Raw genomic sequence first — 20,215 nt, 5'->3', positions numbered from 1 at the left:
AAGACGAAGTCTATTCCAATATATCATAAGCACCTGGTCAGTCGCCTTCGCAATGTTCTGACGGGTGAATTCTTCATCCTTCAAGGCGCAACTTTGGGCGCGTAGCCTTAGCTACGGCTGGATTCAAGGACAACTTTCAAGCAATAGTGGGGTAAACTGCTGTGTGTGACAGACTCAGACAGGAATCAGCTCATGTGGCAACAGAAACTGATCAGACTTCCTCCTTTCCCCCGGGGCTTTCACCTGATTACAGACACTATTCAACGACATCTGCCTGAGATTAAAACCTGTCAAATCGGGCTTCTCCATATCTTTATCCAGCATACCTCGGCCTCTCTGACCATTAACGAAAACGCCGACTCAACAGTTCGGGAAGATATGGAACGGCACCTCAGCCAATTAGCGCCGGAGAACCATCCCTACCTGCATACGGATGAAGGACCGGATGATATGCCCGCCCACATTAAGTCCAGCATTCTGGATTCCGGGTTGATGATTCCCGTTCGTAATGGCCGGCTGGCTCTCGGCACCTGGCAGGGAATCTGGCTGGGGGAACACAGGAATCATGGCAGTCACAGACAAATTGTTGCGACTCTTCAGGGTGAATCTAATTCGCAGGACAAACGAATATAAATCATCAAGCGGATAAATTACCCACATCTTCTAATATTTTTTTATTGGCAAGTTTTAGAAAAAGCATTTATAAATGGATATGCGCAACATGAAGTTACGCATATTGAGAAAAATAATAATAAATACTCAAGGTATTCGCCTAAAGGCTGATATACCACCCAGTAAAAAAGAGGACTGGCAATGGCACGGAAAAAGCCCACCAGAAAAGCTAAAACTGGAAATGAAGGTCCGGATTTTTCTTACCTCGGCAGTAAAGACGAATCACCGGATGAACGCACTGTCGAATCACGACGCAGATTAAGGGAAATGCTGGACAGCCAGATTGAAGAGTACCTGGCGAATGGCGGTAAGATTCAGGAAGTCCCTTCTAACGTAACGGCAGATCCCCCCAAGAAACCTGAATCTAACTACGGGAACCGTCCAATTTAATGATTGGTTATAGAAAGCGGGAGTGTTGAACTCCCGCTTTTACGTCTGAAGACTTTTTTATTTCCTCAGATAATCTGCACCACTTCCTTTTGGGAAGCCCCATCCACCAGCTCACCAATCTCTGCTATTTGGATAGTATACTTACCTGCCATTGCCATAAACTCTTCAACCGCATCCGGGCTGACAGCCACCAGCAATCCACCACTGGTCTGGGGGTCACACAACAGCTCTTTCTGCCTCTGGCTCAGTTCCGGGCCTTTATGACCATAACTGGCGAAGTTCCTCTCTGTACCACCGGGCACACAGCCCTGAACCCTGTAATCTTCAACCCAGGGTAACAGTGGCAGAGAATCTTCATTCAGCCGAGCCTTAACGCCACTGCCTTCACAAACCTCCAGTAAATGCCCCAAAAGACCAAAACCGGTGACATCCGTCATGGCAGACACCCCCGACAGTCGAGCGAAGTCTGCGCCGGGTTTGTTCAGCTGACACATAACATCCCTGGCGATATGAGCATGTTCAGGAGCAATTTTCTTCTGCTTCTGGGCTGTAGACAGAATACCAATACCCAAAGGTTTGGTGAGGAACAGCCGGTCGCCGACTCTAGCCTGGTCATTCTGTTTCAAATGCTCAAGGGCAACCCGACCGGTCACAGCCAAACCAAAAACAGGTTCGGGGGCATCAATGCTGTGGCCGCCAGCCAGGGGAATACCTGCGTCTTTACAAGCCTGGCGTCCACCATCAATCACTTCCCGGGCCACTTCAGGCCCCAGTTTATTCACCGGCCAGCCCAGAATGGCAATGGCCATCATCGGCTGACCACCCATGGCATAAATATCACTGATGGCATTGGTCGCGGCGATACGGCCAAAATCGAAAGGATCATCCACTATGGGCATAAAGAAGTCTGTGGTGCTGATCACACCCTCGCCATTGCCCATGTCAAATACAGCCGCGTCATCCTTTGAAGCATTGCCTACCAGCAGGCCGGGGAATTCCGGGAGGTCTATCCGGCTTTGGAGAATCTGATCCAGGATCTGAGGGGAAATCTTACAGCCACAACCTGCGCCGTGGCTGTATTCAGTGAGCTTTATATCACTCATGGGTGTTCCTCAAAATGCGTGCTCTGTTCAATAGAGAGCGAAGCCGGCCACTCTACAGGAGTGCGATATTCAGAGCCAAATTTATATAGCCTGAAAATCCTCCGTTAATACCCCCATTAATAAAAGCGGAACAGGCCATTCACCGGTTCTTCTTATCGCCCCAAAGCTTACAAACCGCCCCTGTTTTTATTTCCGGTTTTTCATGCCTGGCCACAGCGTTATACTGAACGCCTCTGCTCCTTAAGCTGAACAGAACAATAACAAGTCACTGTAAAAGTCATTGTAAAAGTAGTTGCCAGGGAGAACCGCCATGGATAACACCCAAAAAACCTTTCAATCCTTCGCTGAGTTTTACCCCTTTTATCTGGATGAACACAAAAACCCAACCTGTCGGGTCCTGCACTATATCGGCAGTACTCTGGTACTGGCTCTCTGGGCCTATAGCCTGATCACCCAGCAATACCTCTTGTTACTGTTCACTCCGATAATTGGTTATGGATTTGCCTGGATTGGGCACTTTGTTTTTGAGAAAAACAAACCAGCAACGTTCCAGTACCCTTTTTACAGCTTTCTTGGGGACTGGGTTATGTTGAAGGATTTTCTGCTGGGGCGTTTTCGCAGCTAGAAGCCAATTCTGACTTACTGCCTGAAAAGCCTTCTTCCAAGTCCAAATCTTCCAGTTTATTCTCGGTTGATTTCAGGAATTCAGGTTTGGAGGGCATATATCCAAGAATATCTGCAGCTCTGGAGATAGCGTCCCTTTTGCTGGCTTCAGGATGAGCCCGCAGATACCCCACAGCTTTAGCAAGTATTTGTGCCCGGCTCTGGGGTTGGCACCCAATGGTCTTGGTAATCTGCTCGGTGTAGTAAAGCCAGGGGCGTATACCCAAAGCTCCCGGCAAAGTATGTTCAACTTTCTTTATCTTCCTCATCTTATCTTCAAGATAGGTAATCAATTCTTCCGGTATAACTGCCCGATCAAGATAGAAAATTGCTGATATAGAAATATCTTGCAGAGAGGCAGGAGCACATATTTTGGAAGAATGAACCTCTTTTGCATACTTCCCCGAAGAAATTATTCCAGCAATAATATCAGCGACTGAATCCCAGCTCTCAGTTTCAAAGAAAAAAACCAATGTTGCACAGGGCCAGAGCTTCTCATACTCTTTTTTAAAAGAGTAAATATAATAAAACTGTTTATCTGACTGACAACGCTTTTGGAAGCATTCCTGAACCGGATGAGGTTGCCCCCCTATACCGTGATAAACAGATACCCTGTCTTCAAACCTGGAAGGCATCATCTCCATAAAACAGCGACAGTATTTTTCTTCGAAGTCTGATACAGCTACAGGTGGGGCATGCCCGTCAATAAGTCGGTATGCTCTCCCAACTAAAAGCTCTTCCTTAATAGAAGGATCAACCTGACTGACCAAATGCCCCAACCAGTATTGCAGGTTCTCATGGGCAGCAGAAACCTTCCCACCCCAATCACAAACGGTATTGCAGGAAGCAGAACTTGAACTCTGAGTAATCATCAGCAAGCAACCGACAGAATCATAGATCAGTGCATTCTGCTTGCTCATCCTGCAAAATCACTAACAAATCAGTCACTGCAAGTCACTTAAACAGTCTGGCTTTTACCCGGAAAGACCCCCCCCGGAATACCCACGAAGAAAACATCACTACAGGCAGCGGTAATTATTGAGCCATTAGTGTGACTGAGCACATTGATAATGGTTAAGGAACATGGCAACAGCGGATGAAATAATCTGCTCCTGCTCCTGGGCCGATGGTGCTGGTACACAGCCCATGATCTGGTCCCAGAAGGCAAACCCCTTCAACAGATAGAGAAACTGGGTGGCGGCAAAACCGGGATCCACGGCTTTCAGGCGGTTGTCGTCGATGGCCGCCCTGATCCAGCGTGTCACCCCGGACTCCGAGCGGCTGAACTTTTCCATGGCCTGCCGGGCCAGCTCCGGGGAGTGCATGTACTCCATCATAACCACCCGAGAGAGGTCGATAAAATCCCTGGAAACAAACATCGCCATTTTTCGCCGGGCAATGGTGGTAAGCTGTTCTGCCAGGGGCTTCTCCCGGTCATAGGCCGACTCGGCCACCTTCAGCCCTTCCTGCCAGAGCATTTCGGTAATCTCGGCCAGCAGGGCTTCCTTGCTGGAAAAATGGTTGTAAACCGTACGCTTGGATACCTCTGCCCGAGCAGCTATCCGGTCCATACTGGTTTTCTGGAAACCTTTTTCCTTCAGTTCGGCGATGGCCGCCTGCACTATCGCTGTACGTTTGCGTTCACTGCGACTGCTCTGTTTTTCCACAACCCAGGGTCTCGTTAAAACGGATAGAAGTGGTTATTTTACACTGCATGGTTTACTTTCTGAAACACAAAAGTATACTGCACGGTATAGTTTACCTTCTGGTCATTCATGGAAAACTTTGATCAGCTGACCTTACTGACAGGAAACAATGATGATGAAGCCGGCTCGAATCCGTCTCTTCATTCTGGGTATTGCAGGAGTTTTAGTTATGAACACTACCCTGGGCGGCTGTTCCACATCAGAACAGCAGTGGCCCGGCCTGGAGCATTTCCGTGACGGCAGGTTTCACAACGAAAGTGGGGCCCAGTCCGCCAGTCTGCGGGATATGCCCGGCATGATTAAGCGCTATTTTTTTGAAAAAACTGTTGATCCAGAGCCCGCGGAATCGCTGCCATTAAAGCAGATCTCCATGGCAGAACTTGAAGCCAACACCGGCACACTGGCGGTCAAACTCGGCCACTCTTCCATATTACTGCGCCTTGATGGCGGTTACTGGCTTCTGGACCCGGTATTTTCCGAGCGGGCATCGCCCGTGCAATGGGCCGGACCAAAACGCTTTCACCCCGTACCCATGGACATTGACGGGCTGTCTGAAATAGAAGGGATAGTCATTTCCCACAATCACTACGACCATCTGGACAGCGCCACCATCGAACAGTTACACCCCAGGGTTAAGCAGTTCTATGTTCCCCTTGGCATTGCCAGGACACTGGAACGCTGGGGCGTTCCGAAAGCCAAGATTACCGAGCTGAACTGGTGGCAGTCGGCCAGAGCCGGCCATGTGAATCTGATTGCAACGCCGGCACAGCATTTTTCCGGCCGGGGCCTGCTGGATGGCAACAAAACCCTCTGGGCTTCCTGGGTACTGATGACCGATGAAGAGCGAATTTTCTACAGTGGCGACAGTGGTTATTTTGATGGTTTCAAAACCATCGGCGACCGTTACGGCCCTTTTGACCTGACTTTTATCGAAACCGGTGCCTATGACAGAGACTGGGCCAATATTCATATGTTTCCTGAAGAGAGCCTGCAGGCCCATATGGACTTAAAGGGCAAGGTAATGGTTCCAGTGCATAATGGTACGTTTAATCTGGCGATGCACCCTTGGTATGAGCCCATGGAGCGAGTGCTAAGAGCTGCGGAAAAAAATAACCAGCAGGTCATCACACCGAAGTTTGGTGAAGTGATCAGGCCGGATCAGAAGGTTGATCAGGTATCCTGGTGGCGATAAACAGAGCAGCCCGGCACCTTCACCACTATGAAAAAGGCCACAACAATCGTGGCCTTAAATTAGTTTCGCAGTTGCGTTCTTTTGCCATCTCATCCAGTACTCCGTCGTAAACCTCATTAGCCTTACTCAGAATTCCTGCAGCAGTGCTCCCATTCCAACCTGGCTGACTGGTTCTTAAACATCAGTATACAGAGCCAGAAACTCACTTTGTGATCGCCTAACCGCACGGTCCCCGAAGTAATTTTTCCCTGGATTTCGCCGGAGTGTCTATCTTTCAGGGAATTTTTCCGGAGTCAGACCATGCATCGAAGCCAGCCCCCCTCCCTCTGTATTGTTGTCCCTGTTTATAACGAAGAAAAATTAATACGCCCGTTTATCTCAGAACTATGCTCCTTTCTGTCAAAACTGGTTGATAAATTTCAGATTATTGCTGTTGACGATGGCAGCACAGACAACTCCGTTTTCCATCTTCACGCCCTGAGCCAGCTCTATCCCCTGGAAGTTCTGGTACTGGCCCGTAATTTTGGTAAGGAAGCTGCTCTGACAGCGGGTCTGGACCTCGCCGCCGGGGATGCAGTGCTGTTCATCGACAGCGATTTCCAGCACCCCTTTCCTCTGATAAAGACTTTCCTTGAGCGCTGGCAGAACGGTGTTGATATGGTTTATGGCGTGTGCCAGAAGCGCCGGACATCCTTCTTACACAAGCTGTTTACCTCTCTGTTCTACCGCATGATGAATTCCAGCGAAGACGTGTTTATCCCCCCCAACGGCGGGGATTTCCGGCTTATGGACCGGAAAGTTGTCCTGGCTCTGCGTCGTATGCCGGAAAGGCGCAGATTGATGAAGGGCCTCTGTGCCTGGGTCGGCTTCAGATCAGAGGGCATCCCTTTTCAACCCGCCAGACGTCCAAATGGCAAAAGCCATATTCCTTCCAGAAAACTGATACAACTCGCCCTGACTGGCATTACGTCCTTCTCAACTATGCCTCTGAGGCTGGTTTCCCTGTTAGGATTTTTCCTGTCTTTTCTGGCCACGGGATTCGGCTTATATATCCTGATTGACTCGTTGATCACCAATAATCCGGTCGCCGGATGGCCAACAATCGTTGTCCTTATCTGCTTTCTGGGGGGCATACAGCTGCTTGGACTGGGTATCATCGGTGCGTACATTTCCGGTATTTACAGCGAGATCAAGCAGCGCCCGGTTTATCTTGTCAAAGAACGCTTTGGCACCCAGGTACTGACTGATCACGGAGTTGTGGATTTTCCCTGCCGAACAACAGGGCTCCATCTACCTCCGGGTCATTGCCGCCCCTCAAGACCACCGGAATCCTGACTATGCAAGGCTCACCAGACACAATAAAAAGGCTGGTTCTCTGCGCTGATGATTATGGTTTGTCAGCAGATGTATCTACGGCGATTCGAGGGCTTTGGGAAAAAAGGAGGATTTCAGCCACCAGCGTAATGGTCTACAGCCAGAGATCACAGCAACAATGGAAATCCGATATTAAACAGCTACGGCTGTTGCCTGCTATCGCAGATATCGGCCTGCATTTTAACCTGACCGATGGCTGTGGACTTACACCAGCCTTTCAACAGGGTTTTCCTTCCCTGGCAAACTGGCTACTAAGAACACGGTTTAAATTAATTAATAAATATTTTCGGCAATATATTTATAGAGAGCTTGAAGCCCAGTGGGGCCTTCTGACAGAAACACTTGGCAGATGCCCTGATTATCTGGATGGTCACCAGCATGTGCATATGCTGCCAGTTATTCGGGAGATTGTTCTACAATTTCTGCAATCTCAAAATCTGCACAACAAAAATTTCTGGGTTCGCTCAGTCCACTCAAACTTAGACAATCTAAGTGACTTAAATGGTGGCTTAAAAGCATTAACTCTTCACACTCTTGGGGCAGCAAAGCATAAAACTGGTCTAATGAATTGTGGCATTTACACCAATGGCTCTTTCCATGGACTATACAGCCTGAAGCCAGATGCTCCTTACAAAACTCTGCTAGAAGAGTGGTTAAACCTTAGCAGCGGTCAGGGATTAATTATGTGCCATCCAGGTTATTCCGATGCCAGACTGAAAGAACGCAATGTCATCGCAAGCCGCTGGCTGGAAACCAGGCTCAAACAGAATAGAATTAAAATTGTTCGGGGAACGAAGTTATTTTCGTCACAACACTTAAATGCCCTGCCACCAGCGAAAACCCTTGAGGTCTAGCCCAGGTATTTCATAAAGAGCCTTCATAAATTGCCCCGAAGATCGCGTCGGGGCAATTTATGAAATATCCGGGCCAGTGACAGAACACAGCACTAAAACGACAGAGGAAATTATCTGGAAGTACGCTGTCGTAAAGCTTCAAACAAACAGATACCCGTTGCCACAGATACATTCAGACTGCTGACTGTACCGGCCATGGGAATATGTACCAGCGCATCACAGTGCTCACGGGTTAAACGACGTAAGCCCTTTCCTTCCGCCCCCATCACAATGGCCAGGGAACCGTTCAGGTCGGTTGTATAGATATTGCTGCTGGCTTCACCTGCCGCGCCAATCAGCCAGATACCACGCTCCTGCAACTCCCGCATGGTACGGGCCAGATTAGTTACCGTAATCAGGGGAACTGTTTCAGCCGCGCCACAGGCCACTTTACGGGCAGTGGAATTCAGGGGTGCGGATTTATCCTTGGCCACAATCATCGCCTGAACGCCGGCAGCATCAGCGGAACGCATGCAGGCACCGAGGTTATGGGGGTCAGTCACACTATCAAGGATCAGCAGGAACGGAGGTTGTTCCAGGTTATCCAGCAAAGTGTAAAGGTCATTCTCCCGATACACTTTTGCGGCCCGCACCATGGCGGCAACGCCCTGGTGAACCCCATCAACCTTGCGATCCAGTCGTTCACGATCAACAAACTTCACTGGAATACCGGTTTCCCGGGTTTCCTCAATCAGCTTTTCAAGGCGGCCACCACGGCGCCCCTTCTGGAACCAGACTTCCATAATCTGTTCCGGATGACTCTCCAGCAGTGCCTGTACGGCATGTACACCAAAGGAAATATCATTATCAGTCATTCAGGGACTCTCTTGGCCCGAAACATGGATTGTGGACCAGTCACACACTGCGGGCTGTTGAATATAAAATTATTTCTTAAGGGGACGCTTACGGGGCTTTCTTTTCGGCCTGGCCGCAGTGCCGGTAGTAGCGCCTCCTTTACGGGCAGTCGTTCCTGTACCGGCAGCAGCTTTACCAGAAGCGCCTTGACCAGCGGCGGCTTTCTTCTTTCTGGAAACCCGCTTGCCTTTTTTGCCCTTCTTACCCTTTCTGCCAGAAGGGCTGTCACCTTCCCCCTTTTCTTCCAACCGAGGAGGCTTTGTGCTCCACATATCACCGGCTGAAGGCTGGTTAGACCTGGGCTTACGACCGGTTGCACGCCTGGCCCGGGCCTCATCATGCAGATTGCTTTTGCTGTCTCGACCTGCTGAATGGCGACGTCCCCTTCGACTGGAGACCGGCGCATCCTCCAGTTCAAAGTCGATGGTTTTCTCTTCCAGATCAACCCGGGCTACCCGCACGGTCATGGCATCGCCCAGCTGGAAACGTCTGTTGGTCTTTTCCCCCATCAAACGCTGACGGGTAGAATCATAGTGATAATAATCCCCGGGCAGGTTACTGATATGCAGTAGTCCGGTGACAAAAATATCCGTCAGTTCAACAAACAACCCGAAGCCTGTAACTGTTGCTACAACACCATCGTATACAGAACCTATATGGGCCTGCATATATTCACACTTCAGGGCATCTGTCGCTTCACGGGTTGCATCATCGGCCCTGCGCTCAGTGAGAGAACAGTGTTCACCCAACACCATCATGGCATCGGTGTCGTAGGGGAAGATATCTTTTTTGTTCAACGGTGTTGTGCCAGGAGCACGCTTAACATGCTTTGACTCTTTCTCAGAGCGAATCACATAACGAATAGCTCTGTGCACCAGCAGGTCCGGATAACGCCTGATGGGAGAGGTGAAATGGGCATAAGCCGAAAACGCCAAACCGAAGTGACCATTATTTTCCGGGGCATACACCGCCTGGCTCAAGGAGCGCAGCATCATCACCTGAATAACATGGGCGTCGGGGCGGTCTTCGATAAAAGCCAGAAGCTGCTGGTAATCCCCCGGCGTGGGCTTATTGCGCCCAGGCAAACTTAAACCCAACTCGCCAAGGAAACTGTGCAGACTTTCCAGTTTCTTGTCTGTAGGCCCCTCATGGACCCGGTACAGGGCCGGCAGCTTATGCTTTTCCAGGAATCGTGCTGTTGCCACATTGGCACACAGCATACATTCCTCAATCAACTTGTGAGCATCGTTACGAACAGTGGGAACAATCTTGTCGATCTTGCGGTTAGCATCGAACACTATCCGGGTTTCGGTGGTTTCAAAATCAATTGCTCCCCGTTCTTCACGGGTCTTTCTCAGGGTATGGTAAAGCCGGTACAGCTCATCCAGATGGGGGACTACATCACTGTACTCTTTTCTTAGTGCTGCCCCAGTTTCTTCTTCCGGTGTCTCCAGCATGGCACCTACTTTGGTGTAGGTCAGCCGTGCATGGGACTGGATAAGACCTTCATAAAACTTGTAACCACTGAGTTTACCTTTAACGCTGACGGTCATTTCACAGACCATGGCCAGCCTGTCCACATGGGGATTCAGGGAGCACAGTCCGTTGGACAGTACTTCCGGCAGCATGGGAATCACATGACCGGGAAAGTATACGGAGTTACCACGGTTACGGGCTTCACGATCCAGCGCAGCGCCCGGTTTCACATAGTGGGACACATCCGCGATAGCGACATACAGACGCCAGCCACCAGACTGTTTCTTTTCCGCGTAAACGGCATCATCAAAATCCCGGGCATCTTCACCATCAATGGTAACAAACGGCACACCTCGCATATCAACGCGATACTGTTTGTCAGCTTCAGTCACTTCCGGACGAAAACCTTTGACAGCTTTGAGCAGGTCTTCCGGCCACTCGTTGGGAATCTCATGACCACGGACAGCCAGTTCGATTTCCATGCCCGGGTCCTGGCGGTTGCCAAGCACTTCCCGGATAACACCAATCGCCAGATGTCGTTTGGTGGGATACTCCTTGATATCAACCAGCACAAACTGCCCTTCACTGGGCATTAAAGCACCTGGCTCAATCACCACATCATTGGTCATTCGTCGCCCTTCCGGGGAAACGAAACCAAGCCCATCTTCTTCATGGTAACGGCCTACAACCTGGCTGACACTGCGCTCAAGAATATCCACTATCGCACAGTAGCGACGGCCACGGTTATCCACGCCTGTTTCCCGGACAACCACCCGGTCTCCGTCAAACAGCTCCTTCATCTGGCGGGCCGTCAGAAACAGATCATCGCCGCCTTCACTGGGAATAACAAAACCAAAGCCATCCCTGTGACCCTGAACCCTGCCGACGATCAGATCCATTTTATCGATAAGGGCAAAAGAGCCCTTACGGTTCTGCAACAGCTGCCCGTCCCGCACCATGGCTATCAATCTGCGGCGCAGACCCTCCTGCTCGTCCTCATCCTCCAAGCCAAACCCATCCACCAGCATTTCATAAGGAGTCGGGGCTCCCCGCTGTTCAAGCTGCTGCATGATAAGGGTACGGCTGGGTACCGGGCTCTCATATTTACCGGCTTCAAGGCTGGCATCGGGGTCTTCTGACCGCCATGATCTGGACATATTGTTCCCTGAAATTTTCATATGCCGTCCAGTATACGCTTACCAGGCAGCTCAGGCGATGAAACGCCGGAAATGATCATAAGAAAACAGAGATACTTTCTGACTAACAGAGATGCCATAATTACCGGGACTGACACCTGATAGCAATATTCCTAACAACTGTCGTCAGACCTTCTACAATACTGCCGTATCCATCTTAAATTCCATGTCCCCCGCAACCTTTACCTTTCAGTAGCTGCCGCCTTTGTTCTTTCCGGGATTTGCAATATGTCATCCATACAAATAAGACTTGCTCTTTTCTGTAGCTGTTTCTTGTTTTCTCTTCTGTATGCGTCCCCTTCCTTCTGCTCCTGGGAAGATATGGCCCGCTACATTGAGGATTTGCTGGCCCAGGGGAAAAAAGTGGGCATTATGGTTATAGATATGCAGCAGGACTATAAAGTGGTGTTTCCAGAAAGCACCATGGAGTCAGTTTTTTCAGAACAGATCAGTTTGATCAATCACTTCGCCAGCCGGGAAAATATTTACCTTATTAATGTCAACTACAGAGGGTATGGTGAAACTATTCCTGAAATCATGACTCCAATGAAAAGAAATTCTTATTTCAAAACTTTTGTCAAAGAACATGAAAACGCTTTCAAGACAGTTGCTGTTCCAAGCTCCGACCAGGGCGCTGTTACCGATGAATACATCTATGGAAAGCTTAAACACACTTTGAATAATGAAGGTATTAATGATCTTGTGGTCACCGGTTGTTTCGATCTGATGTGTATACACAGCACCGCTGGAGGAGCCCTGAAAAGAGGGTTCTCAGTTGCTGTTGACCATGACTTGAATATCATCACCACAGCCATAGACGTGAGACTTGCTCAGATCCTTGGCACCAATCTTCCACAACAGCAGAAGATTGCCTGGCGTAAACTGGCTCGAAAGTTTTCCAAATTGACAATCATCAACCAGGAGTCGGCCTCAGGGAGCAGCGGTCGCTGCACTATTCTTTAGAATCTGTTTCAACCCGGGCTCTCCTACCAAAGTCCCATAAGGGGAGAGTTCCTCCGTTAAGGAAGCAGGGGAACTTTCTGACTAACAAGGCTGTCAGAAGTTAGTAAGGCTTACACCTTATGCCAATATTGCTGACAGTTGCCCTGGGGAATCGCCCTCAAGGCAATAGAACAGTGCCATTGCCAGGGACAGGCAAGGGAATGCACTCTAACGTCGTACAGGGAAGTTCAGGATATGCTGGAATCACGCTTTAGTTCAGATTTCTTCCTGCCTGCCATTCTAGTTCTGCTGATGGCTGCTGTTTCCCCATGCCTTGTCGCCAATAATGAGGGCTTTGAAATAACATCCATAAAGCTGTATTTGAAAGCGGATGCAAATCGTGATGGCATATTATCGGAAGAAGAGCTTTTTGACAGATCCATGCACGAGCAGTTGAATAAGGAAGAAGCCGCCATTCTGGCCCATTACATCAAAAGCTCCTGGATAAAGTCTGTCCCTCCCACGACAACAGCCACCCAATTTTTAAAAAATCCACCCAAACAAACATTAAACATCGCAAGGGTTAATACCAATCATGAGCACTGGGAAAATATGCCGCTCTTTCCTCAGGGACGCGAGAGCATCAGGCCAGAAAACGTAAAACAATCCCCCTGGATTGGGGATTGTTCTCTTATCGCATTTATTATTTCAATGGCAAGCTCGGAACAGGGGAGGGAAAGTATTGAAAATATGCTTTATGATGATGGGCATCAAGGAGTCATTGTTATACCACCAGGGCGTCCACCAATTTATATCCAAAAACCCAATTTCTTTGATATGCAGTTTTATGGACACTCTGCGGAAAACGGAATGTGGGCCATAATCCTGGAAAGGGCCTTTGCTTTATACAGCTATGCCCAGATGCACCGCGATTTACCTGTCAATACCGATATTGATTCTATTGTAGCGTTTAACGACATGAGAAGGCTCAATCACGAGGCATTTATTTCAACAGTGCTTGAGTATTTTCAATTTAGTGATGTCGGTTACTCCCATAACGACTCTCGAACTCTTGATGAGTGGCATAACTTTCTAAATGATGAACTTTCATCTGGTCATTTTTTTATGGCTAGTGCGAAAAAGAGAAACTATAAGCACAAAGTATTTATCTTCACTAACCATGCCTATGCAGTTACTGGTTATGATCCTGGTAAAAGATTAGTGACAGTAGTTAATCCTCATAATCCAACCTTTAAGGAAAAGTGGGTGGGGGATAATAATGATAAACGTCAGGTTTTTGGTGATGGTACGTTCCAACTGCCCCTTAAGGTCTTTCTTGATGTTTTCTCGAATTTAGCCTTTCAGACAACACCATACACTCATCCCTTGGACTGGGATTAATTATCCTTTGTTTAACAGGGCTGGAACGTTCTGTTTTCAGAAGAATTATGGGAATTCCTTTGAACTTTCCGATTAGTCATCTTGTCAAAATAGTCAGGTGTACTTGCCAGTCGGCAATGCAACTTTTAAAGGAATAGTGGTTCCAAAAGTATGGGAGAACCAGCTTCAGACTAACGGAGAAAGGAGGTTCTTATGGGGCTTTCCACGATATTGACATCATGGCTTTACCAAAACCCAGTTACAGACAAATCAGCCAACACTTACGACAACCCAAAGACGGACAAGAACAGCTGCCCCCAAACGGCAGAAAACAGAACTGTCCACCCATATGACCCCTATTATGCATTTCATTCATCTGAAGCATTTGAGCCATCTTATGCTTCCTACACGACTGGTGCCTGTGAACTGATTAAGGATACCGCAAAAGGCATTCTATTCAGGACGCTGGTTGCCGTTCACCCTCTCACATACATGATAATGGCCGAACGATTCAACCAGTGGCTGGAAAGGAAAGTTTCCGCTTTAACCTCTAGGCAGGAACCAGTTTTCAACCAGAAGCGACCAGGGGCGGAAGAAGAGACAGAAGCAATATTGCCAAAACCTCTGGCAACCCGGTGCGTCAGCACTCTCAAACGCCTGTCCCCCTACCTGGTGATACTGCCAGTTAAATTTTACACGGGGCTGAGCAGGCTTCTGATGCAGGAAGTGGTTGACTGCGTATCTGCCACAAACCTTGCCGACTACCTGGGTTCACGAAACCCTATTCCCTGGCACTACTACACCCATGGGGACTGGCAACGAGGACTCGTTTTCACTTTTGGGCCAGACACTCATTATGCTTATCAGACTCCAAGCATGAACAGATCTGAATTCACCACCCATGCGCATTGGGTAGAAAGTGAAAAAGACCTGATGTACAACAAGCATATGGAAATAAAAGCCCGGGGAAGCGTTATTAAAATATTACTCAGTTTTCTCTGAACAAGGGTTAATCGTGAAACAAGTCGAATAAAAAAGGGGCTTTCGCCCCTTTTTTTGCTTCAAGCCTTATGGCTTAAAAATCATCCCTCAAAAGAGTGACGTAGGATAATGGTCTCTTTACGGTCCGGGCCGGTAGAGATAATATCAACCGGCGCGCCGACAACTTCTTCTACACGCTTGATATAAGCGATAGCGTTAGCGGGCAATGCTTCCAGGGTACGAGCACCGAAGGTGGTTTCCGTCCAACCGGGCATCTCTTCGTAAACCGGAGTGATTTCTTCCCACTCTTCCGCGTCATTGGGAGTCACAATATCTTCACCGGCGCTGTTCTTGTAACCGGTGCAGATTTTCACGGTTTCCAGACCATCCAGAACGTCCAGCTTGGTCAGGCAGATGCCGGATACACTATTGATCTGTACGGACTGACGCAGGGCCACAGCATCCAGCCAACCACAACGGCGCTCACGGCCAGTGGTCGCACCGAACTCATGCCCCTTGGTGCCCAGGTGTTCACCAACGTCATCAAACAACTCAGTGGGGAATGGACCGGAACCCACACGGGTGGTGTAAGCCTTGGTGATACCCAGAACATAATCCAGGTACAGAGGACCAAAACCAGAACCTGTAGCCACACCACCGGCGGTAGTATTGGAGGAGGTTACAAACGGGTAGGTACCGTGATCAATATCCAGCAGGGAACCCTGGGCACCTTCAAACAGGATGTTCTCACCCTCTTTGCGCAGCTCATGCAGGCTGTCGGTGACACGGTCAATCATTGGCGTGATCTGACCGCCCCACTCCAGAGCCTGCTCCAGAACCTCTTCGTAGTTCAGGGGCTCAGCCTTGTAGTAATGTTCAAGGGCAAAGTTATGGTACTCCATAATGCCCTTCAACTTTTCAGCGAAACGCTCTGGGTGCAGCAGATCACTCAGGCGCAGCCCGCGACGGGCCACCTTGTCTTCGTAAGCCGGGCCAATACCACGACCGGTCGTTCCGATTTTGGCTTTACCACGGGCAGCTTCGCGAGCTTGATCCAGGGCTACGTGGTAAGGCAGGATCAGCGGACAGGCCGGACTCAGGCGCAAACGATCACGTACAGGTACATTTCGCTCTTCCAGTTCTGCCATCTCTTTCAGCAGCGCATCAGGAGCCAGCACAACACCGTTTCCGATGTAGCAGGTCACATTCTCACGCAGGATACCGGAAGGAATCAGGTGCAGGACTGTTTTCTCACCATCAATGACCAGCGTATGACCGGCATTGTGACCGCCCTGAAAACGGACGACTGCGGAAGCCTGGTCGGTCAGCAGGTCAACAACCTTGCCCTTGCCTTCATCACCCCACTGGGTGCCCAGAATGACTACGTTCTTGCCCATCATTTCATCTCGGTAAAAAAAAAACCGACCGCCGTCCACATACTATGCGTCAGACACCAGCCTTTAAACGTTAGCTGCCAGCAGGCAGGTTTTGCCTTCAATCAGTCCTGTTCAACAGGAACGATCTGCCAGCTGCCATTGACGTTCTTCAACTCTCTGTCACACCCCAACCGGCTGGCGGCATCAGAATGATCAAACAGGCGGTTGACAACACATTCTCCACCCGCCCGCAGTTGCCGGACAACATCCGGATCAGCTTCAGGCGGAGCAAGAATAGCCCCGGACTGCTCCGATACTGCAGGAGAGCCAAGACGTAATAAAACTTTCAGATCAGTACTGAAACCGGTGGCCGGACGCGCACGGCCAAAGGCTTCGCCGATACCGTCATAACGACCACCTTTGGCAACAGCCTGGCCTTCACTGGCCACATAAGCGGCAAAAACGACACCTGTGTGATAGTTGTATCCACGCAGCTCGCCAAGATCAAAATACAAAGCGACAGCGGGATATGCGGCCTTCACTCTGTTTGCCAGGTTTTCCAGAAGCTCAATGGCCTCCTGAACAGCGGCAGGCGCTTTGTCCAGCACCTTGCGAGCCTTCTCCAGCACGCTGATATCACCACTGAGTTCCGGCAAAGCCAGCAGCATGGCCGCTGTTTTGGCATCTTTTATCTGTCCTTCAATCAGGGCATTGATTTCACCGATTGCTTTACGCTGGAGAGCATCAAACAGTTCAGACTCAGAGGTTTTATCCAGGCCTGCGACCTGAACCAGCTGGCGGAAAATATCCACATGGCCAAGATCAATCGTTGGCTGGCAGATACCTGCACTGGCCAGGGTTTCCAGCATCAGGGAGATGACTTCCAGATCACTTTCCAGGCCAGCGTGCCCATAGAGTTCCGCCCCCAGCTGAATAGGTGTACGGGACGCGGCTAGCGTCGCCGGACGGGTATGGAATACACTGCCTGCGTAGCATAACCGTACAGGACAGTCCTTACGCAGGTTATGGGCATCAATTCTGGCAACGGCAGGGGTGGTATCAGCCCGCAGGCCCAGGGTGCGCCCGGAAAGTTGATCGGTAATTTTGAAAGTCATCAGATCCAAGTCTGAACCTGAGCCGGTAACAAGAGAGTCGAGAAATTCGATATGGGGAGGGATAACCAGATCGTAGCCCCAGGAGGCATACAAATCCAGTATTTCACGGCGCATATGCTCAACCTGCCTGGCTTCGGGAGGGAGCACTTCTTCAATACCATCCGGCAACAACCAGCGATCCGCTATCGTCATTTTCCCCGTCTCTCCGATTCTCTGGGAACCTTTCTTATTGAATGTGCACTAACTTAAAGTGCATTAGCCCGAAAAACACACGATTCCACACTGTCAGCGCACAAGGTAAAGCAGTACGGTTCCGATAACCATGCTGGCCAGGCCGATCAGCCTCAGGCTGCGGTCATCGACACGGGCCAACTGGGCAACAAGCTGTCGCCATCGCTGGGGATACAAAAAAGGAATAATACCTTCCAGTACCAGCATCAGACAGAACGCAACGCCCAGCTCCTGCCAAAAACTCATAAATCTGTATACCTTATACGCTATACATGAAAAAACCGGGTTCTGCGAACCCGGTTTGCCTGATCATACCATAAGAGCCATACCATGCCGATAGCCCTGGAGCTTACCGACATGGTACTAAGCCCCGTGTTACCGACCGTTTGGCGTGTTCAGGAACTTGAAGAAATCACTGTCAGGTTCCAGCAGCAGCACATCGGAAGGACTGTTGAAGGAATCCCGGTAAGCCTGAAGGCTGCGGTAGAAAGAGTAGAAGTCCGCGTCCTGCGTGTAAGCACTGGCATAAATTGCCGCGGATTGGGCATCACCCTCACCACGCAGGGCCTCGGCCTTGCGGTACGCGTCCGCCAGGATTACCCGACGCTCACGGTCGGCGCTGGCGCGAATGGCTTTACCCATTTCCTTACCCTTGGAACGGTATTCCTGGGCTTCCTTCTCGCGCTCAGAGGCCATCCGACGGAATACGGAATCACTCACGCCTTCTGGCAGGTCGATCTTCTTAACCCGAACATCACGGACAACCACACCCAGTTCCTTTTCCGCAATGCGGTTCAGGCTGCTGGTGATTTCGTTCATCATCTGCTCACGACGACCGGACACAACTTCATTCAGAGTCAGTCCACCGAAGCTGTTACGCAGACGGGAGTCAGCACGCTGGGATAACAGTTGGTTCACACGGAGCAGATCACCGTTGGTAGCCTTATAGAACTTCTGCACATCCTTGATCTGCCATTTGATATAGGCATCAACAATCACAGCTTTCTGTTCCAGAGTCAGGAAACGTGCCTGGGGAACATCCAGAGGCTGCAGGCGGCCATCAAAGATACGCACCTTGTCGATAAACGGTATTTTCACATGCAGGCCGGGGGCCAGATTAGCATTAACAATCTGGCCAAATCGCAGCTGCACGCCACGCTCACGCTCGGTCACGATAAACAGACTGTTAGCAACCACCACTACAGCCAGCCCCAGAACGATGACGAAAGACATCATTTTAGTGCTCATCGTGCGGTCCTCCCTGTACGGCTGTTGGCAACACGACGGTTGATTTCAGCTGCTACCTGATCAGCCAGAGTGTTGATCTCATCCTGGGTCAGAGTCAACTCACCACTGGAGCTATCCGCACCGGTACCACTCTTGGCACTGCTCTTACCCACGCTGCTGCGCACCCTGCGTCCTTCCATAATCTTGTCCAGTGGAAGGTACATCATATTGTTGCCACCTTTCACATCCACCAGCACCTTGCTGCTGGAAGACAGAACATCCTGCATGGTTTCGAGATATAGACGCTCGCGGGTAACGTGCGGGGCCTTCTGGTATTCTGTCAGCAGTTTGTTGAAACGGTCTGCGTCACCCTTGGCACGGGCTTCAACTTCCTGGCGATAACCTTCGGCTTCTTCGATGATACGCTGGGCGTCACCTCGGGCTTCCGGTACAACCTGGTTGGCGTAGGCTTCCGCCTTGTTCTTTTCCTGCTGCTCTTCTTCACGGGCACGGATAACATCGTCAAAGGCTGTCAGCACCTGTCGGGGAGGCTGGGAGCTTTCAATGTTGACCTTCACTATATTAAGACCTGTTCCGTAGGAGTTCAGATAGCTCTGCAGGCGTTCTTTCACGTCATCACCCAGAACTTCACGACCTTCGGTCAGCACCTGATGCATCTCAGAGCCACCCACAACATGGCGCAGGGCACTCTGGGTCGCTTCCTTCAGGCTGAGCCCGGGATTGGAAACCTTCAGTACATAATCTTCCAGGTTGGAGATGTTGTACTGAACAGACATGGCAACCTCAACAATGTTCTCATCTTCGGTCAGCATGGCCTGACTGAGACGATACGTGTTGATTTGAGTTACCGGCTCCTGGAACTTTGTTTCAATCGGAGGGAAATACATATGCAGTCCGGGTTCCACGGTCTCTACATATTTACCAAAACGCAGAATAACCGCCCGCTCTTTTTCATCAACGGTGTAAACAGCGTTCCAGATATAAGCAAACAGCGCAATAACAGCTATGCCGATAACCAGACCGCTGCCACCCCCACTGGCATTTCCCTTGGAACCGTTGCCCCCCGAAGAGCCGCTGCCCCCCCCGAAAATACCTTTCAGTGTTTGCTGAAACTTGCGAAAGGCCTCATCAAGATCAGGGGGACCCTGATTATTGCCTTTATTGCCACCCCCCCAGGGGTCCTGATTATTACCACCCGGTTCATTCCAGGCCATAAGGTTCTCCGTCTTCAGCGTTGTCTTCCACTGCCTGGTCGCACAGACAGAGCCCAGAACCAGCGGTGCTCTCCGTAATTTGAATCCCCGGAGCATACACAATGCCAGTCTCTGTCAGTAATGGCCCGTAGCGGTATACGCGCGCTGTTCACTGTACACCAGCTTCCGCAGCCATCGGGCAAATTGTAGAGTTACTGCCGTATCAGGC

Annotated in this window: 19 protein-coding genes; 9 read left to right on the top strand and 10 right to left on the bottom strand. The window is 50.0% G+C overall.

Annotated elements, in window-relative coordinates:
- The first annotated feature begins 192 nt into the window (after positions 1–192).
- Together ACY2RQ_RS07520 and ACY2RQ_RS07515 are read left to right on the top strand one after the other, a co-directional pair.
- Positions 193–633, top strand: coding sequence for a secondary thiamine-phosphate synthase enzyme YjbQ (locus ACY2RQ_RS07520; protein ID WP_490112346.1), 441 nt, complete (start codon positions 193–195; stop codon positions 631–633).
- A gap of 180 nt (positions 634–813) precedes the next feature.
- Positions 814–1,062: a hypothetical protein gene (locus ACY2RQ_RS07515; protein ID WP_490112345.1), complete on the top strand. Its 249-nt coding sequence runs from the start codon at positions 814–816 to the stop codon at positions 1,060–1,062.
- A gap of 65 nt (positions 1,063–1,127) precedes the next feature.
- Here the strand turns inward: ACY2RQ_RS07515 and selD are convergent, their stop codons facing one another.
- Complete coding sequence (gene selD / locus ACY2RQ_RS07510; RefSeq protein WP_490112344.1) at positions 1,128–2,165, bottom strand: selenide, water dikinase SelD; 1,038 nt, start codon at positions 2,163–2,165, stop codon at positions 1,128–1,130.
- Between the two features lie 310 nt (positions 2,166–2,475).
- Between selD and ACY2RQ_RS07505 the strand changes: the two genes are divergently transcribed.
- Positions 2,476–2,790 (top strand): Mpo1-like protein, encoded by a 315-nt coding sequence (locus ACY2RQ_RS07505; protein ID WP_490112343.1) that lies wholly within the window; start codon positions 2,476–2,478, stop codon positions 2,788–2,790.
- Here the strand turns inward: ACY2RQ_RS07505 and ACY2RQ_RS07500 are convergent.
- Together ACY2RQ_RS07500 and ACY2RQ_RS07495 are read right to left on the bottom strand one after the other, a co-directional pair.
- Complete coding sequence (locus ACY2RQ_RS07500; RefSeq protein ID WP_490112342.1) at positions 2,750–3,598, bottom strand: hypothetical protein; 849 nt, start codon at positions 3,596–3,598, stop codon at positions 2,750–2,752. The two genes, ACY2RQ_RS07505 and ACY2RQ_RS07500, sit on opposite strands and share 41 nt — an antisense overlap.
- A gap of 276 nt (positions 3,599–3,874) precedes the next feature.
- Positions 3,875–4,495, bottom strand: a complete 621-nt coding sequence (locus ACY2RQ_RS07495; protein WP_490112341.1) for a TetR/AcrR family transcriptional regulator — start codon at positions 4,493–4,495, stop codon at positions 3,875–3,877.
- Between the two features lie 208 nt (positions 4,496–4,703).
- Between ACY2RQ_RS07495 and ACY2RQ_RS07490 the strand changes: the two genes are divergently transcribed.
- From ACY2RQ_RS07490 to ACY2RQ_RS07480, 3 genes are all read left to right on the top strand, one after another.
- Positions 4,704–5,726, top strand: coding sequence for an MBL fold metallo-hydrolase (locus ACY2RQ_RS07490; protein WP_490112340.1), 1,023 nt, complete (start codon positions 4,704–4,706; stop codon positions 5,724–5,726).
- Positions 5,727–6,026: 300 nt separating this feature from the next.
- Positions 6,027–7,061 carry a glycosyltransferase family 2 protein gene (locus ACY2RQ_RS07485; RefSeq protein ID WP_490112339.1) on the top strand — a complete coding sequence of 345 codons (1,035 nt, stop codon included), beginning with the start codon at positions 6,027–6,029 and terminating at the stop codon, positions 7,059–7,061.
- Positions 7,062–7,063: 2 nt separating this feature from the next.
- Positions 7,064–7,954 carry a ChbG/HpnK family deacetylase gene (locus ACY2RQ_RS07480; RefSeq protein WP_490112338.1) on the top strand — a complete coding sequence of 297 codons (891 nt, stop codon included), beginning with the start codon at positions 7,064–7,066 and terminating at the stop codon, positions 7,952–7,954.
- A gap of 110 nt (positions 7,955–8,064) precedes the next feature.
- Here ACY2RQ_RS07480 and rlmB read toward each other — a convergent pair whose 3' ends face one another.
- Together rlmB and rnr are read right to left on the bottom strand one after the other, a co-directional pair.
- Positions 8,065–8,808 (bottom strand): 23S rRNA (guanosine(2251)-2'-O)-methyltransferase RlmB, encoded by a 744-nt coding sequence (gene rlmB / locus ACY2RQ_RS07475; RefSeq protein WP_490112337.1) that lies wholly within the window; start codon positions 8,806–8,808, stop codon positions 8,065–8,067.
- A gap of 69 nt (positions 8,809–8,877) precedes the next feature.
- Positions 8,878–11,481, bottom strand: a complete 2,604-nt coding sequence (rnr, locus tag ACY2RQ_RS07470; RefSeq protein WP_490112336.1) for a ribonuclease R — start codon at positions 11,479–11,481, stop codon at positions 8,878–8,880.
- A gap of 360 nt (positions 11,482–11,841) precedes the next feature.
- On the opposite strand from rnr, the gene ACY2RQ_RS07465 reads away from it, so the two are divergent.
- The 3 genes from ACY2RQ_RS07465 (at position 11,842) to ACY2RQ_RS07455 (ending at position 14,844) form a co-directional block, all read left to right on the top strand.
- Positions 11,842–12,483: an isochorismatase family protein gene (locus ACY2RQ_RS07465; RefSeq protein WP_490112335.1), complete on the top strand. Its 642-nt coding sequence runs from the start codon at positions 11,842–11,844 to the stop codon at positions 12,481–12,483.
- A 234-nt stretch (positions 12,484–12,717) separates the two neighbouring features.
- Positions 12,718–13,863 (top strand): hypothetical protein, encoded by a 1,146-nt coding sequence (locus ACY2RQ_RS07460; RefSeq protein ID WP_490112334.1) that lies wholly within the window; start codon positions 12,718–12,720, stop codon positions 13,861–13,863.
- Positions 13,864–14,055: 192 nt separating this feature from the next.
- On the top strand, positions 14,056–14,844 hold the full coding sequence (locus ACY2RQ_RS07455; RefSeq protein WP_490112333.1) for a hypothetical protein: 789 nt from the start codon (positions 14,056–14,058) through the stop codon (positions 14,842–14,844).
- Between the two features lie 80 nt (positions 14,845–14,924).
- Here ACY2RQ_RS07455 and ACY2RQ_RS07450 read toward each other — a convergent pair whose 3' ends face one another.
- The 5 genes from ACY2RQ_RS07450 to hflK all read right to left on the bottom strand — a co-directional run bounded on the left by ACY2RQ_RS07450 (position 14,925) and on the right by hflK (position 20,007).
- Positions 14,925–16,220, bottom strand: a complete 1,296-nt coding sequence (locus tag ACY2RQ_RS07450) for an adenylosuccinate synthase (protein ID WP_490112506.1) — start codon at positions 16,218–16,220, stop codon at positions 14,925–14,927.
- Between the two features lie 101 nt (positions 16,221–16,321).
- Positions 16,322–17,506, bottom strand: a complete 1,185-nt coding sequence (locus ACY2RQ_RS07445) for an ATP phosphoribosyltransferase regulatory subunit (protein ID WP_490112332.1) — start codon at positions 17,504–17,506, stop codon at positions 16,322–16,324.
- A gap of 93 nt (positions 17,507–17,599) precedes the next feature.
- Positions 17,600–17,791 carry a DUF2065 domain-containing protein gene (locus ACY2RQ_RS07440; RefSeq protein ID WP_490112331.1) on the bottom strand — a complete coding sequence of 64 codons (192 nt, stop codon included), beginning with the start codon at positions 17,789–17,791 and terminating at the stop codon, positions 17,600–17,602.
- Positions 17,792–17,920: 129 nt separating this feature from the next.
- Entirely contained in the window at positions 17,921–18,793 is an 873-nt protein-coding gene (gene hflC, locus ACY2RQ_RS07435; RefSeq protein ID WP_490112330.1) for a protease modulator HflC, read from the bottom strand.
- Positions 18,790–20,007: an FtsH protease activity modulator HflK gene (gene hflK, locus ACY2RQ_RS07430; RefSeq protein ID WP_490112329.1), complete on the bottom strand. Its 1,218-nt coding sequence runs from the start codon at positions 20,005–20,007 to the stop codon at positions 18,790–18,792. The genes hflC and hflK overlap by 4 nt, the downstream gene beginning before the upstream one ends.
- Positions 20,008–20,215: the final 208 nt, after the last annotated feature.

It is taken from the genome of Parendozoicomonas sp. 209JJ7-1 (assembly GCF_058147085.1).
This window is presented reverse-complemented; position numbering and strand designations above follow the sequence as displayed.